The organism is Arthrobacter sp. ISL-48 (genome assembly GCF_018613805.1).
GTDB lineage: Bacteria > Actinomycetota > Actinomycetes > Actinomycetales > Micrococcaceae > Arthrobacter.
This window is the reverse complement of sequence record NZ_JAGGPL010000001.1, coordinates 288,461-304,550: the sequence shown is the minus strand read 5'-3', so window position 1 is coordinate 304,550 and position 16,090 is coordinate 288,461. Positions and strand designations below refer to the sequence as shown.

General features: G+C 64.9%; 11 protein-coding genes and 1 tRNA gene. 11 read left to right on the top strand and 1 reads right to left on the bottom strand.

Features of this window, described 5'->3' with window-relative positions:
• The first annotated feature begins 262 nt into the window (after window positions 1-262).
• The 4 genes from J7E83_RS01335 to J7E83_RS01320 all read left to right on the top strand — a co-directional run bounded on the left by J7E83_RS01335 (window position 263) and on the right by J7E83_RS01320 (window position 5,274).
• Entirely contained in the window at window positions 263-1,429 is a 1,167-nt protein-coding gene (locus J7E83_RS01335) for a transglycosylase family protein (protein ID WP_311379550.1), read from the top strand.
• Window positions 1,430-1,577: 148 nt separating this feature from the next.
• Window positions 1,578-2,450 (top strand): 16S rRNA (adenine(1518)-N(6)/adenine(1519)-N(6))-dimethyltransferase RsmA, encoded by an 873-nt coding sequence (gene rsmA / locus J7E83_RS01330; RefSeq protein ID WP_214958617.1) that lies wholly within the window; start codon window positions 1,578-1,580, stop codon window positions 2,448-2,450.
• Window positions 2,447-3,409, top strand: a complete 963-nt coding sequence (locus tag J7E83_RS01325; RefSeq protein WP_214958616.1) for a 4-(cytidine 5'-diphospho)-2-C-methyl-D-erythritol kinase — start codon at window positions 2,447-2,449, stop codon at window positions 3,407-3,409. The genes rsmA and J7E83_RS01325 overlap by 4 nt, the downstream gene beginning before the upstream one ends.
• Window positions 3,410-3,447: 38 nt before the next feature.
• Window positions 3,448-5,274, top strand: a complete 1,827-nt coding sequence (locus J7E83_RS01320; protein WP_214958615.1) for an ABC-F family ATP-binding cassette domain-containing protein — start codon at window positions 3,448-3,450, stop codon at window positions 5,272-5,274.
• 52 nt (window positions 5,275-5,326) lie between these two features.
• Here the strand turns inward: J7E83_RS01320 and J7E83_RS01315 are convergent, their stop codons facing one another.
• Complete coding sequence (locus tag J7E83_RS01315; protein ID WP_214958614.1) at window positions 5,327-5,953, bottom strand: TetR/AcrR family transcriptional regulator; 627 nt, start codon at window positions 5,951-5,953, stop codon at window positions 5,327-5,329.
• A gap of 134 nt (window positions 5,954-6,087) precedes the next feature.
• Between J7E83_RS01315 and J7E83_RS01310 the strand changes: the two genes are divergently transcribed.
• From J7E83_RS01310 to J7E83_RS01280, 7 genes are all read left to right on the top strand, one after another.
• Window positions 6,088-6,159: transfer RNA gene (locus tag J7E83_RS01310), tRNA-Gln, on the top strand.
• Between the two features lie 109 nt (window positions 6,160-6,268).
• Entirely contained in the window at window positions 6,269-7,765 is a 1,497-nt protein-coding gene (gene glmU, locus J7E83_RS01305; protein WP_214958613.1) for a bifunctional UDP-N-acetylglucosamine diphosphorylase/glucosamine-1-phosphate N-acetyltransferase GlmU, read from the top strand.
• Window positions 7,765-8,745, top strand: coding sequence for a ribose-phosphate diphosphokinase (locus J7E83_RS01300; RefSeq protein WP_214958612.1), 981 nt, complete (start codon window positions 7,765-7,767; stop codon window positions 8,743-8,745). Before glmU ends, J7E83_RS01300 begins: the two co-directional genes overlap by 1 nt.
• A gap of 262 nt (window positions 8,746-9,007) precedes the next feature.
• On the top strand, window positions 9,008-9,592 hold the full coding sequence (locus tag J7E83_RS01295; protein ID WP_214958611.1) for a 50S ribosomal protein L25/general stress protein Ctc: 585 nt from the start codon (window positions 9,008-9,010) through the stop codon (window positions 9,590-9,592).
• A gap of 91 nt (window positions 9,593-9,683) precedes the next feature.
• The gene (gene pth, locus J7E83_RS01290; RefSeq protein ID WP_214958610.1) at window positions 9,684-10,274 is read left to right on the top strand and encodes an aminoacyl-tRNA hydrolase; all 591 of its coding nucleotides are present in this window, start codon (window positions 9,684-9,686) and stop codon (window positions 10,272-10,274) included.
• Window positions 10,275-10,392: 118 nt separating this feature from the next.
• A complete protein-coding gene (locus J7E83_RS01285) occupies window positions 10,393-13,131 on the top strand; it encodes a LuxR family transcriptional regulator (protein ID WP_214958609.1) in 2,739 nt (912 codons plus the stop codon).
• On the top strand, window positions 13,118-15,838 hold the full coding sequence (locus J7E83_RS01280) for a LuxR C-terminal-related transcriptional regulator (RefSeq protein WP_396020469.1): 2,721 nt from the start codon (window positions 13,118-13,120) through the stop codon (window positions 15,836-15,838). The genes J7E83_RS01285 and J7E83_RS01280 overlap by 14 nt, the downstream gene beginning before the upstream one ends.
• Window positions 15,839-16,090 lie beyond the last annotated feature (252 nt).

The following is a 16,090-nucleotide window of genomic DNA, read 5'->3' as shown; positions in this document are numbered from 1 at the left end:
GCGGCGAAATACCCGGTATGTAGAATTCTTGGCCAGTTTATAACGCTACGGTTACAGTGGAGAACTATTAGCCGGGGTCGGGGAAGGCCTTCGGAGAATTTCACTTCATCGCAGCAGGCTGTGCAAGGGCTTTGGCCCTGCGCGCCTGCGCGACGAGTGTGGCGGCGCAATGGTGCCCGGAGCTGCCCCTTCGTGGGTCATGCCCCGGGCATTTCACTGTGTTTTTCCCCGTGCCCGGATGGTCCTAGAGTTACGGGCAATCGTGGTCAAGTTCTTCACATCGGACGGCAAGCTCAGCTTCGTCAAGGTTGGTACCCAGCTGGTGGTGCTGTGCGCCCTGGTTGTCGGACTCGTCGCCTTCGTCGGAAATAACAAAACCATCACGCTCAACGTCGACGGGAAAGTGACTTCGGTCCAGACCTTTGGCGGCACTGTGGGCCAAGTGGTGAAGAGCGCCAAGCTGGACCTGAAGCCCGCTGACCGGGTATCGCCGTCGGTGGACGCCACATTGGAGAACGGCACAGTCATCAACGTCAACATGGCAAAGGCTGTGAAGGTAAGTCTCGACGGTTCGGAAAAGACCGTCAGCACAACGGCCCCGGATGTTGCCGGCCTGGTGACCGAACTCGGCGTGGCCAGCGCCTCAGCCGTTTCGGTCCCGAAAGACGCACAGCTGGCAGTGGATGGATCGTTTGTGTCCATCTCGACGCCGAAGACCGTCAGCATCATTGCCGACGGCAAGGCATCCACGGCGACCACGACGGCGGGAACAGTCGCCCAGGTGCTTGAGGACGCCGGTGTGACGCTCGGCGCCAACGACCGCACCTCCCAGCCGGGGAATGCCAATGTGGTCAACAACATGGTGGTCAAGGTGTCCCGCGTGGACACAGGCAAGACTGACGCCACCTCCGAGAACGTCCCGTTCGAGACTCTGACGACCGAAAGCGCCGACCTGTTCAAGGGCGATAAGAAAGTGACCCAGGCCGGGACACCCGGAAAGGTGGACCGCACCTTCAAGCTGGTGCTGGTGGACGGACGCGAAGCTTCCCGGACCCTGGTTGCCGAAACAGTTTCAGTCCAGCCTGTGACGGAGAAAGTCACGGTGGGCACCAAGGCAAAGCCCGTGGCCGAGGCTGCGGCCAGCCCGGCGGGAACCAACACCGGTGCTGCTGCTCCTGCCATGATGAACGAGGCCATGTGGGACAAGATCGCCCAGTGCGAGTCCAGCGGAAACTGGGCCGCTAACACGGGCAATGGCTACTACGGCGGCTTGCAGTTCGATGTCAGGACCTGGATCGGCTCAGGCGGCGGCGCTTATGCCCCGAACGCCAGCCTTGCCACCAAAGCCCAGCAGATCGACATCGCCAACCGCGTGTACGCCCAGCGTGGACTGCAGCCCTGGGGCTGCGGCTGGGCTGCCAGCAGCTAAGGCAAGCAGTCCGCCTTCCGTGGCAGCTGACGACGGCCGCGCAAGGGCAATGATCAAGGGCATAAATGGCCGGACCCGGGAATTTCCGGGTCCGGCCGCTGCCGTTAACCCGCGCGGCCCGTGAGGGCGGGCGGGATAGGATACCTAGGTGACTGAACCGAACTCCGCCGCGCCCGCGCCCCTCTTCGGTGCATCCGACATACGCCGGCTGGCGGAGGAAATCGGCATCCGCCCAACCAAGACGCTGGGCCAGAACTTCGTCATCGACGGCAATACGATCCGCAGGATTGTCTCTGTCGCCAACATCGGCCCTGATGAGACCGTCCTGGAAGTTGGGCCAGGCCTCGGCTCGCTCACCCTGGGGCTCCTTGACGCCGCCAAGGCGGTGGTCGCCGTCGAAATCGATCCCGTCCTGGCCGCCAAACTGCCCGAAACAGTGAACGAATGGCGACCGGAGGCCGCAGGGGATTTCCACCTCGTCCAGGCCGACGCCATGAAAGTGACAGCCCTGCCGGTGGAGCCCACAGCGATCGTGGCGAACCTCCCCTACAACGTGGCCGTTCCGGTGGTCCTCCACCTGCTCCAGCATTTCCCCAGCCTCCGGCATGGACTGGTGATGGTCCAGGACGAGGTGGCAGACAGGCTGGCCGCCGGCCCCGGATCGAAGACGTATGGGGTGCCGTCCGTAAAGGCGGCGTGGTACAGCAGCATGCGCAAGGCCGGAGTGATTGGCATGAACGTGTTCTGGCCGGCGCCCAAGATCCATTCCGGGCTCGTGTCCTTCACACGGCGGGAACCGCCCGTGACCACGGCAACCCGCGAGCAGGTGTTCGCCGTGATTGACGCTGCGTTTGCCCAGCGCCGCAAGACCCTGAGGGCCGCCCTTGCCGGCTGGGCCGGTGGCGCCACCGAGGCCGAACGGTGCCTGCTTGCAGCAGGAGTCGATCCCACGGCCCGGGGTGAAGTCATTGACATTGCGGCCTTCGCCCGGATTGCCGAAGCCCACGAGGCCAGGGCATGAATGCACTGGCCGGCCGTTTTGCCGCCCGGACCGTCCGGGTGAAGGCGCCCGGCAAGGTTAACGTTTCCCTGGACGTGGGCCCGCTGCGCCCTGACGGGTACCACTCCGTGGCCAGTGTCTACCTGGCTGTGTCCCTCTACGAGGAAGTGGCGGCAACCAGCACGGAGGCCCCCGGCATCACGATCAGCATCAGCCAGGACAGCACGCTGGACCTTGACGGCGTGGACATCCCGCTGGATGAAAAAAACCTTGCGTACAGGGCAGCAGCAATCATGGCAGATGTGTCAGAACACCCCACCGGCGTCCACCTGGAGATCACCAAGCGCGTTCCGGTGGCCGGCGGAATGGGCGGAGGCTCGGCGGACGCGGCGGCCACACTCGTGGCGTGCGACGCGCTCTGGAACAGCGGACTCTCCCGGGACGAGCTGGCGCACCTGGCCGCTGAACTCGGCGCTGATGTCCCTTTTTCCCTGCTCGGGGGAACCGCGGTGGGGCTCGGACTGGGCGACGAGCTTTCACCCGCCCTGGCGAAGGCCCAGACGGACTGGGTGCTGGTGGCGGCCGACTATGGGCTGCCCACGCCCGAGGTCTACCACACCCTCGACCGTCTCCGCGATGCCGAAGGCGTGGACGCACCCGAGCCGGAGGCAGTGGATCCCAAGATCTTGCAGGCTCTGCGGAGCGGGGACGCCGATGCCCTGAGCCGCGTCCTGGTGAACGATCTCCAGCGGGCATCCATTGAACTTGCACCGGCGCTCCGCGATACGCTGGGAATCGGCGAATCCCACGGAGCCATCGCAGGCATCGTCTCCGGTTCAGGGCCAACTGTGGCGCTGCTGACGCACAGCCCTGCGGCCGCCGAAAGCCTCGCCGAGGACCTGCTGCACTACGGGCTGACGGCCATCGCCGTTCACGGGCCGGTGCACGGGGCCCGCATCATCTCCGATACCCTCCTTTAAGATCCCCGGTACATCTTCAGCAGCAGAAAGCAGTCTCCTTGGCACACCTTCTTGGCGGCGAGAACCTCACCGTCTCGTACGCAACGCGCACCGTCCTGGACGGCATCACCCTCGGGCTCGAGGAGGGTGACCGGATCGGCATGGTAGGCCGGAACGGTGATGGCAAGTCAACGCTCATGCGGCTGCTGTCCCTGCGCGCCACCCCTGATTCCGGCCGGGTGACCAAGCGCGGTGACGTCAACGTGGGGTACCTGGACCAGAGTGACGTCCTCGACGGCGACCTGACGGTTGGCGCCGCCATTGTTGGCGACCAGGCAGACTACGAATGGGCCCGAAACCCGCAGATCCGCGAGGTGATGGGCGGCTTGGTCTCCGACGTCGACTGGCACGCAAACGTCCATGCCCTTTCCGGCGGCCAGAAACGGCGGGTGGCCCTGGCCAAGCTCCTGATCGAGGACCACGACGTCATCATGCTTGATGAGCCCACCAACCACCTCGACGTCGAAGGCGTGGCCTGGCTCTCCCGGCACCTGAAGACCCGCTGGCGCGCGAACCAGGGAGCCTTTCTGGTGGTCACCCACGACCGCTGGTTCCTGGATGAAGTGTGCACCAAGACGTGGGAGGTCCACGACGGCATCGTGGACCCGTTCGACGGCGGTTATGCCGCCTACGTGCTGGCCCGGGCGGAGCGTGACCGCTCGGCCTCCGTCATGGAAACCAAGCGGCAGCAGCTCGTGAAGAAGGAGCTGGCCTGGCTCCGCCGTGGCGCACCGGCGCGGACCGCCAAGCCGAAGTTCCGTATTGAAGCAGCCAACGAGCTCATTGCCGATGTCCCGGCTCCACGCGATTCGATGGCGCTGAGCAAGATGGCCACCGCGCGCCTGGGCAAGGACGTCCTGGACCTTGAAAACGTCTCGCTGGACTTCCTCGGCGGCGCCGAAGGGCAGAAACTCTTCGACAACATCACGCTGCGGCTTGCACCGGGCGAGCGGCTAGGCCTCGTGGGCGTCAACGGCGCAGGCAAGACCACATTGCTCAAGCTCCTGAACGGCGAGATCCAGCCGAGCTCGGGCAAAGTCAAGCGCGGCAAGACCGTTGTCACCGCCGTGCTCACGCAAGAGGTGAAAGAGCTCGACGACGTGGCGGACCTGCGGGTGATCGAGGTCATCGAGCGCGAAAAGCGGTCCTTCAACGTGGGCGGCAAGGAATTCACGGCGGGCCAGCTCGTGGAGCAGCTTGGCTTCACCAACCAGAAACAATGGACCCCGGTCAAGGACCTCTCCGGCGGTGAGCGCCGCCGCCTCCAGCTGCTGCGCCTGCTGGTGGGCGAGCCCAACGTGCTTATGCTCGATGAGCCCACCAACGACCTCGACACCGACACACTCGCCGCCGTGGAGGACGTGCTCGATGGCTGGCCCGGCACGCTGGTGGTGGTGAGTCACGACCGCTACCTCCTGGAGCGGGTCACGGACCACCAGATGGCCCTGCTGGGCGACGGCAAGATCCGCGGCCTGCCCGGCGGCGTGGACCAGTACCTTGAATTGCGCGAATCCGCCCTCGCTGGTTCCACCGTCACCGGAGGTGGCAACCCGGTCACCGCTGCGAGCGGGAGTTCCGCTCCAGCTGCTACGGGAGCATCCGAAGCCGAAAAGCGCGATGCCCGCAAGGCCAAGAACCGGATCGAACGCCAGCTGGGCAAACTTGAACAGCAGGAAAAGAAGGTCCACGACCAGATGGTGAAGAGCACCGCTGACGGCAATTTCGACGCCCTGGCCGAGCAGAACAAAAAGCTCAAGGACCTCGCGGGCGAACGGGAGGCCCTGGAACTCGAATGGCTCGAAGCCCTGGAGGTTCTGGGCGAGTAAAGCTCATCTTCGAAGGACGGCCCTCCGCCGCGAACGGAACCACAGGGAGTAGCTAGCCCTCGCTCTTAAGCTCCGGATCCTTCTTGAGCCCGGTCAGGCCGTTCCATGCGAGGTTCACGAGGTGCGCCGCGACGGTGTGCTTGTCGGGCATGCGGCTGTCCTGCCACCACTGGCCGGTCATTGCCACCATGCCGACCAGCATCTGGGCGTACATGGCGCCGTCCTCGGAGCTGAAGCCACGCCGTTGGAACTCGTCCGACAGGATGTGCTCCACCCGTGCAGTGACGTGCGACAGCAGCGTAGAAAAGGCGCCTTCCGGCTGGGAGGGCGGCGCGTCCCGCATCAGGATCCGGAAGCCGTCCGTACGGTCCTCAATGTAGGTGAGCAGTGCCAGGGCCGCGCGTTCCACCAGCACACGTGGCTTGGCCTCCTCGGCAAGGGCGGCGTTGATGGCGTCGAGCAGGATCCGGAACTCGAAGTCCACCACTTGCGTGTAGAGGCCCTCCTTGGAGCCGAAGTGTTCGTAGATCACGGGCTTGGAGACGCCGGCGCAGGCGGCGATTTCCTCAATGGTGGTTCCGTCGAGCCCACGGACGGCGAAGAGGCCACGTCCCACTTCGATCAGCTGGCTGCGCCGCTGCATGCCTGTCATCCGGGTCCGAGGAACGTTGTTGCTCACATTTCCATCATGCCCTACTGAGTTTGAAGGACATCGCAGGGGCTGACGTGGCCCGATTCCCTTCCGTGTCGCTTCCTGGCCTGAACCCGTGGCAAAATAGGTACTTGTGCCCGGGCCTCGTGCCAGCGGCATGGTCCGCCCTGGTGTAACGGCAGCACCCCGGCCTTTGGAGCCGTGGAGTATAGGTTCGAATCCTATGGGCGGAACTGCTGTGCGATGAGCGTCAAGTAGGATTGATGCGGTGCCGCGCCGGGCAGCTGGTCCGGATGGCACAGCGCCCGGCGCAATGCGCAACCATGCAAGGAGAGGCCGTACGTGATCCCCGAGACTACCGGCCCAGCCGCCGTCATCGTTCTGGCAGCAGGTGCCGGTACCCGGATGAAATCCCGTACCCCCAAGATCCTCCACGAGATCGGCGGGCTCTCCATGGTGGGACACGCCTTGTTGGCGGCCCGCAGCATCAATCCGAAGCAGCTGGCCCTGGTGGTCCGTCATGAGCGTGACCTTGTGGCCGGCCACGTCGCCGAGCTTGACCCCGGCGCCATCATCGTCGATCAGGACGACGTTCCCGGTACGGGCCGGGCAGTGGAAGTCGCGCTCCACGCCTTGGACGCACAGGAAATTCTCATAGGTACCGTCGTGGTGACGTACGGCGACGTTCCGCTGCTCACCGGCGCCCTGCTGGCCGAACTCGTGGCCACCCACGAGCGGGAAGCCAACGCGGTCACGGTGCTCACCGCCCTGCTCGATGACGCCACCGGCTATGGCCGGATCCTCCGCGGCGAAGACGGCTCAGTGACCGGCATCAAAGAGCACAAGGACGCTTCAGAAACGGAGCGCCTTATCCGTGAGGTCAATTCCGGCATCTACGCCTTCGACGCAGGCGTCCTCCGTGACGCGCTGGTCCATGTGACCACCGACAACTCGCAGGGCGAAAAGTACCTCACAGACGTCCTCGGACTGGCAAGGCAGGCAGGCGGGCGGGTCGCCGCCGTCGTCACCGAAGACCGCTGGCAGGTCGAGGGCGCCAACGACCGGGTGCAGCTGGCCGCCCTGGGCGCCGAGCTGAACCGCCGGATCGTGGAGGCCTGGATGCGCGCGGGCGTTAGCGTGGTGGACCCGGCCACCACCTGGATCGACGCCACGGTGGCCCTCGAGGAAGACGTCCGGATCCTCCCCAACACACAGCTGCACGGCAGCACCACTGTGGCCAGGGACGCCGTCGTCGGACCCGACTCAACGCTGACCGACGTCCGCATCGGCGCGGGAGCCACGGTGACCCGCACGCACGGCTCCGGGGCGGTCATCGGCGCGGAGTCCGCCGTCGGACCCTTCACGTACCTCCGGCCCGGCACCGTGCTGGGTGAGACCGGCAAGATCGGTGCGTTCTACGAGACCAAGAACGTGACCATCGGCCGCGGCTCCAAACTCTCACACCTCGGCTATGCCGGGGATGCCGAAATCGGCGAGGACACCAACATCGGCTGCGGCAACATCACTGCCAACTACGACGGCGAGAAGAAGCACCGCACGGTGATCGGCTCGGGCGTCCGCACGGGTTCGAACACGGTCTTTGTTGCGCCGGTCACCGTTGGGGACGGCGCCTACAGCGGCGCCGGCGCAGTGATCCGCAGGGATGTCCCGGCCGGTGCCCTTGCCCTGTCCCTTACCGCCCAGCGCAATGCCGAGGGCTGGGTCCAGGCCAACCGCCCCGGCACCCGCTCTGCCGAACTGGCCCAGGCTGCCTCCACGGATTCCTCACGTAACAATGCACCCACAGAACACGCACCTACAGAAGAGGGCAAGCAATAATGACCGAAATAACGGCGCGCGGCGAGAAGAAGCTGGTGCTTGCCGCTGGGCGGGCCCATCCTGAGCTTGCGCGGGAGATCGCCAAAGAGCTCGGAACAGAACTGCTGCCCATTGATGCCTACGACTTCGCGAACGGCGAGATTTACGTCCGGGCCGGGGAGAGCGTGCGAGGCACGGACGCCTTCGTGATCCAGGCCCACCCTGCGCCGCTGAACAACCACCTCATGGAACAGCTGATCATGATCGATTCGCTGAAGCGGGCTTCCGCCAAGCGCATCACGGTGGTGTCGCCGTTCTACCCGTACGCCCGCCAGGACAAGAAGGGCCGCGGGCGCGAGCCGATTTCGGCCCGCCTGGTGGCGGACCTCTACAAGACGGCGGGCGCCGACCGCATCATGAGCGTTGACCTGCACACGTCGCAGATCCAGGGTTTCTTCGATGGACCCGTAGACCACCTCATGGCCATCCCGCTCCTGGCGGACTACATCCGCACCCGAGTGGACGCTGAAAACATCACCGTGGTTTCTCCGGACACCGGGCGGGTCCGCGTCGCGGAGCAGTGGGCTGAGCGCCTGGGGGGCGCGCCGCTGGCGTTCGTGCACAAGAGCCGCGACCTGACCGTTCCCAACCAGGCCATCTCCAAGACCGTGGTGGGCCAGATCGAAGGACGCACCTGCGTCCTGATCGATGACATGATTGACACCGGTGGAACCATCTCCGGTGCCGTCCAGGTGCTCAAGAACGCCGGAGCCAAGGATGTCATCATCGCTGCGACGCACGCCGTGTTCTCCGATCCTGCCGCCCAGCGGCTCGCAGAATCCGGGGCACGGGAAGTCGTAGTCACCAACACGCTGCCCATCAACTCATCCCAGCAGTTCCGGCAGCTGACCGTGCTTTCCATCGCGCCGTTGATCGCGCGTGCCATCCGTGAAGTGTTCGACGACGGCTCCGTCACGAGCCTGTTCGATGGCAACGCCTGAACCGTTCCGGACGACGACCCGCAGCTCCGGCGCCCCGGCCCGTTTTCAGTAATCAGGCCGGGCGCTGGTAAGCTACTTGACGATACCTTGGCGAGGGAGAGCATCTGGTTGCCGCACACACGGAAACCGGATTGCAGGTCTCCGTTATCGACTGGGTCTGAATCTCCCTTCGTGAAGGACAGCCTGCGGGCCGTCCGGCGTTGAAGGTCGCAAACAGACCTCCGCCCTTGCTGAACACCGTTTTAGTTCCGAGGAGATACACATGTCTGAGCAGAAGCTCGCAGCAGAAGTACGCACCGAATTCGGCAAGGGTTTTGCTCGCCGCGCCCGTGCCGCCGGCCAGATCCCGGCTGTCATCTACGGCCACGGAGCCGAGCCGATCCACATCACCCTGCCGGCCAGGTCCACCACCCTGGCTGTGCGCGTCGCCAACGCGCTGCTGTCCCTGGACATCAACGGTGAAGACCACCTTGCCCTGGTTAAGGACATCCAGCGCGATCCCGTCAAGCAGATCATCGAGCACGTCGACCTGTTGACCGTCCGCAAGGGCGAGAAGGTCACGGTGGACATCCCCGTCCATATTGTCGGCGAACTTGCTCCGGGCAACGTTTACAACCAGGAACTCACCGTCATCTCCCTTGAGGCCGAGGCAACCCACTTGCCCACCGCCATCGAGGTCGACATCGAGGGCCGCAGCGCTGGCCAGCACATCCACGCTTCCGACCTGGTCCTTCCGAAGGGCTCCATCCTGCTCGCCGAGCCCGAGGCACTTGTCGTCAACATCTCCGAGGCCAACGAGTCGGCTGAAGAAGACGCTGAAGCTGGCGCCGAAGCCGCAGCCGAGTAATCACGCGAGTATCCACAGCCGCTGGCTGGGTGGCCGGATCCCTGTTGGGGTCCGGCCGCTGCCGTTTTCAGCACCACCTTAGGATTAACCCATGACTGACACCTGGCTGATCGTTGGCCTCGGAAACCCCGGAGCAGAATACAAAGGCAACAGGCACAACGTCGGCCAAATGGTTCTGGATGAACTCGCGGGCCGGCTGGGCGCCAGTTTCAAGACCCATAAAGCCCGCGCCCAGGTACTTGAAGGACGGCTGGGGATCGGCGGACCCCGGGTTGTGCTGGCCAAACCGATGAGCTACATGAACGTCTCCGGCGGCCCGGTGTCGGCCCTGGCCAACTTCTATGGCATCGCGCCCGACCACATCGTGGCTGTGCACGATGAAATTGACATCCCCTTTAACACTGTGAAATTGAAGAGCGGCGGCGGGGAAGGCGGCCACAACGGGCTCCGGGACATATCCAAGGCCCTCGCTACCAAGGACTATTTGAGGGTGCGGGTCGGGGTGGGCAGGCCCCCGGGACGCATGGACACCGCTGACTATGTACTGCGCGATTTCGCGGCGACCGAGCGGAAGGAACTTCCGTTCCTGCTGGACGAGGCGGCGGACGCCGTAGACGTACTGGTCCGGGACGGGCTGACGGCGGCCCAGCAGAAGTTCCATCCCGCGAAGTCAGAGCTCTAGGAAAAAACTTAATACCCGGCTTCCCTGTTTTACTGTCTGTGCCAAGGGGTAGTCTTCTTCGTAAGCGGGGGAGCGATGGGGCTTTATCCCGTTATAGCGGGATGTAGGGGATAAGTTCATGTCAATCGAGCCACTCAGCTGGGGACGTGGGTCAACGCTCAACGCTGTTGAGTCGAACACGGACACCTCCGGCACGTCAGAGCTTCAGCGCTGGTCTGTTCCAGCCCGAAGCGCCAACCTGGAAGCCGTCCGCACAGCACTCACCAGCAAGGAATCTTTGGGCGTGGTGATCACCGGGGGGCGCGGCGTCGGCAAGTCTTCCCTGGCGCGGACCGCTGTTGCTGAACTTGGCGCCGACGTCTGGACCTTGCAGCTGCGCAGCGGGCCCGCCGCTGCGACAACCCCCTACGGGTGCCTCGCTTTCCTGCTGGCACGGCTTCCCCAGGCATACATGGGTTCCCCCACGGCAATTCTTCGCGGTATCACATCCCTGATTAAGAGCGATGCAGCCGGACGCCAGTGCATCATCACCCTGGACACCGCCGGCAGCATCGACGACATGAGCGCCGGTGTACTCCTGAACGTCCTCCTCACCGGTACAGCACGCATCGTGGCAGTGGCACCGAAGAGCAGCGACCTTCCCGCCGATTTCCACTGGCTCCTTACAGACCGCCGGTTGACCGAAGTCAGGCTGGACAATCTGAACGAGCTTCAGACCCGCCAGGTGCTGTTGTCCCTGCTGGGGCACCGCGTCTCCGCCTCCCTGGTCAGCACCTATCACAGCATTGTCGGCGGAAACCCTCTGCTGTTGAAGGCGCTGGTGACCGAACAGCAGCAATCCGGAAACCTGGTGCTCGCGGACTCGGTATGGACCCTCCGCGACAAGGTGGTGCTCGACGGAGCGGCCAGCCTGGACGATATCGTGCGGTCTCGTTGGGCGAGGAAATCTCCCGAGACCCGGGAAGTCATCGAGATGCTGTCCTGCGCCAGGAGCGTGGAGCTTTCCAGGCTCACCACGCTTTACGGTGCCGGGATCGTGGCTGACATGGAGGACGCCGGCCTGCTCGACATCGACGATTCGGACAGCCGTTGGGTATCACTCCGGGAAAAGTACGTTGGGGATGTGGTCCGCTCCTGGCTCAGCATCGCCAGGCGCCGGGAGCTTCGGAACCTGCTCCTGGAGGGCGCGGAGCCGGATCCTTCGTCCATGACGGTGGACGAGCTCATGGCCTTCGCTGCCTGGACCCACGAATGCGAAGCTGAACTGAGCCCGGACATGGCTTTGGCCGCCGCCGAGGCTGCGGTACAGCTCTTTGACCCGAATTTCGCCCTCACCTACGCAGACACGCTCAAGCGGGATGCCCCCCAGTGGGTGCCCGCCCAGCGGCAGAAAGCGGCGGCGTACCTGCTGCTCGACCTTCCCATCCAGGCGATGGCGGCCCTCGACGACATCTCCCGGCCGCAGCTGGACAGCCTGGGCGTGGACGAATACGCCCATGTCATAGCCGCGAAGTCCCGGGTGATGGTGTGGCTGCCGGAGCACACCGACCGGGTTCCCGCCCTGCTGGGGGAGGCAAGGAGCCGGCTTGGAGCAAACGCGGGGGTGGCCGAGGATTGGCCGGCCCCGCTGGCTGTGGCCGCAAACCGCATCAGTCTTAGCGAGTTCGAGTACAAGGCATTCGTCGGGGACTACGCCTCCATGATTCCAGCCCTCGAAGCCGCCGCGGATCCCGTCCGGAACCCGGACACCAGGTTCCGGATGAACTCCGCTGTGATTCTGATGACCGCCCTGTCCCTGACCGGACGTGAAATGGACGCGCTGCGCCTCATGCGGCAGCTCGGAGGCCAAATCTCGGACGCCGGCCACATCGTAGGCCTCCGTGAGCACTTTGCTGCCGAGGCATACTCAGTTCTGCTGACGGCCGGACAATGGCACCGGTGCATCGACCTCCTGGATCCGCCGGCTACCCGGGAAGCGCACCGGCTGCCGTACCGCAGCTCCGCTGCCGAGCTGTCAGCGGGAATCGCCTACGTCTACTCCGGCCGTGGTGCGGCCGCCTTGGATTCCCTGTTGTCCGCAGCAGCGCAACTGGAGCTTCGGCCCGTCCATAGTTCGCTTCATGCAGCCTATGCCGCCACCGCTTTGGCCTATGCGCAGATCGGCAATGCCGGGCAGGCCCGCAAGTATCTGGAGAAGCTCCGGAGGCCCGTCGGGCCCTGCAGCTTCCCCACCCGCAGCATCATCGAATTCTGCGCGGACATGGCCGGCCGCTGGCTGGGTGAGGCCGACGCCGCGGCCCGCCTGAAAGAGTCGGCGCGGCGGAACATCGCGGCTGGAAGATACACCCTGGCCGGGATCAGCCTGCTCGGGGCCACCGTCAACGGTAGTGAGGCCGACTTCCGGCTCATGGAGGACGTCGCGGGTCACCGTCAGGGCCCGCTCGCGGAAATCTCGCGACTGATCGCCGTGGGCAGCAGGACCAAGGACGCCAAAACCCTCCTGGCAGGCGGGGAACTCGCCGCGACGCTTGAACTCGATGCTGTGGAGGCCAGATGTATGGCCTTGGCAGTGGATTACGCCCGCCAGGCCGGAGATTCCGCCTCCGCCAGGACAGCCCAGGCACGGCTCGATGTGCTGGCTGCCACCGTGGCCAGCCTGCCGATCGTGCCCAGCAGCGGCAGCCCTCTCCTGACCAGCAGGGAGCGGCAGATCGCACGGCTCGCAGGCCGCGGGGCATCAAACCGGGACATCGCGTTGGAGATGGGCGTCTCGGTCCGGACAGTCGAAGGCCATTTGTACCAGGTCTTCACCAAGCTAGGTGTAACTTCCAGGGGTGATCTGACTGGACTCGTCTAACGGCCACAACCCGAAAGCGGGACCGGCATCGCGTCTGCTCACCGGCAGGCGCGAGCCGCTGGACCGGACCTGCAACATCATCCGCAGCCGGACGAGCCAGGCCGTCTTCCTGATGGCAGGGCCCGGCGTCGGGAAGTCCGCCTTGGCCGAAGCAATTACCGAGCGCCTTTCAGCGGAAATGATCGTCGTGCAGATGCATGGAAGCTCATCCTTGTCGGCGGTCCCTTTCGGTGTCCTGGCCCCCTACACGGCGGAGCTGACTGCTGAGGACTCAGTTTCCCCGGTGGCAGTCCTGAGGTCCGTGTGGGCCTACTTTGAGAAGCTCAAGGCCGGCAAAGACACTCCGCTCCTTCTGGTGGTTGATGACGCCCACCACCTTGACGAAGCAACAGCGAGCATCGTGGCGGACATGATTTCGGCTGGCTGGGTCAGCGTGGTCGCGGCCGGCAGGCCACGTCCGGGACTGCCACAGCCGCTGGCTCAGCTCTGGTATGACGGCCTGGCGGACCGGGTGGACCTTCGGCCGCTGAACCGGGAACAGATCGAGGAAGTCCTCTCCCATGTTCTTGATGGAACGGTTCCTTCCGGCACGGTTGACACAATCTGGATCGCTTCCGGCGGTAACCCGCGGATCCTCGACGCGCTGCTCCATGACGCAGCCGAGCTGGGAGTGCTGGCCAAGCGGAATGGTATCTGGGTGCTGCTGGGACCGTTGCCCTCTGACGGCGCCAGGCTCACGGCGGTTCTCACAAAGGACCTCCTCCGGCGCCGTCCCCAGGAACAGGATGCCCTCAAACTCATTGCCCTGGCCGAACCCGTAGCCCGCAAGGTCATCGAGGACATCAACGGAGCCGACGTGGTCAGGTCCCTGCTGGACCAGCAAATGATCGTTGAGAGCTCCGGGCACCCCGCCGAGCTCCGGATGTGGAACGCGTTGATCGGCGAGGCGCTGAGGAAAAATGTGTCCGTCTCACGAAGCCTTCAGCTTCTGGAAAGGATCCGCAGCCAGGGTGAAGTTGCACATGTTGGGGCCGATGGCCGGCTGAGGGCTGTGGAATGGGCGCTCGAATGTGGGCAGCGGGTCCCGGACGCCGACCTGCTCGAAGCAGCACGCGCCGCCGTCGGGCGGTTGAGAAACCTGAGTGCCAGGACGATGGCGGCCAGAGTGCACGATCCGGACCTCGTACCGCACGCCCGGGCCGTGCAGGCCCGTGCATTGTTCAACCAGGGCGAGTACGAGGAGGCGGCAACGATCCTGGACGGAGCCTGGCTGCAGCTTGCGGACAGCCCCGACGCTGCCCACGTGCTGATGCTCAGGGCCTCGTGCCATCAAGCCCTTGGCAAATCCCTCGAAGCGCTCGCGGCAGAGTCACGGGAGCTCCTCCACCGTGCCGGGCTCACTGTTCAGGCGCCTGGCTCTTCTGCCGGCGGAACTGACAGCCACCCCGCCGGGGCGGGAGCCAGGTCCTGGCAGGACCAGATGCTTTACCTGCTGGAACTCGGAGCAGCCGGCGACCACGAGACCCTCGCAACCGAAGTCCACGACCTGAGGAACCGCAACCCCGGAGGACCCGCCGACGACGCCCTCAGGGCTGTTGGGATGGCCTTGCTGTCACACACACTCTCAGCCGCCGGACGATCCGTCCAGGGGCTGGATGCCGCGCTTCTGGCGGCCTCCGAACTTCCCGCGCTTCGGGATGGCCTGTTCTTTTTCAACGAATACGTGCTGGGCAGGCTCGTCACCGGCTACCTGTCCATGGGCGAGTGGGAGTCCGCCGAACGGGAGCTGGCCAACTACGCCGCGGAGCAGACGCAGGCAGCCGCCACGTTCGGCGGCAGCGTCCAGATCCTGCGCGGCTACTCGCTGCTGCGCCAAGGCCGGATGGAACGCGCCTACCAGATGATCCTGCCGGCCGTGGAAGCACTAAGGCTCAACGACCCGCAGCAGCTGTTACGCTTCGGCTCGGCCTTGGGCTTCTACGTGGCGGCGAGGCTAGGGGACTCCGCCCAGGCGAAACGGCTGGAGCAGGACTATAAGGACTCAACCCACGGGCCAGCCTACGAACTGCTGTCGGCGGCCTATGCCGCGGCGGCGTCAGAGTACCTTGCACGCGACGGAAAAGGCCTGGCTTCGCTTCACACCCTGGCCACTACCCCTGAGGTATCCGCCAGGGCGGGAACCCTGCTCGAGTTCCTGTCCCTCTGTTGGGACCTGGGCGATCACTCGGTCATTTCACTCGTGCACTCCCTGGCGAGGGACGTCGAAGGCCGTTGGGCGGCCGCGATGCTGGCGCTGGCGAAGAACTGGGAGTCCGAGGACGCCGATGACCTGATGATTTCGGCTGCCGACCTGGAGGCCTCCGGATTCGTCAACCTGGCCAGGGAGGCATACGCCAAGGCAAGCACCCTGCTGGAGCAGGCCGGTGAACGCCGCCGCTCCAGGCAGGCAGTCGCATTGCGGGAGAAATGCGACCATGAACTGGGCGAGCGCTTCCGGGAGGGACACTTCATCGCCGCCGCGCCTGCTGTGCATCTGACCCGCCGTGAGCAGGACATCGTGGAACTCGCACTGCAGGGACTGACGGACCGCGAGATTGCACAGCGGCTGATGGTCTCGGTGCGTACGGTGGAGGGCCACCTGTACCGTACCTATGTCAAGCTCGGGGTACGGAGCCGCGACGAGCTCTCCTCCGCGCTGCCGAAGTAGCCTCGGCAAGCCCCGTTTCGAGCCCTCACCAGCCCTGCACCAGCCCTGCGGCACTGCCCTCTGTGCTGTCACTCCTGCCCTCCTGACAACCCGCCGACGGCGCTGCCCGGCGTCCGGAGGGCACCTCCAAGTGGTGGCAGTCCAAATACGCGTATGCGGGGTGGGTACCCCCGTAGCTATGGGGCATTAAAGACGAGTACCGCCTACTCGTGTACTCAGCTGCCACACGCGATTTACTAGGAGAGGCAAAAG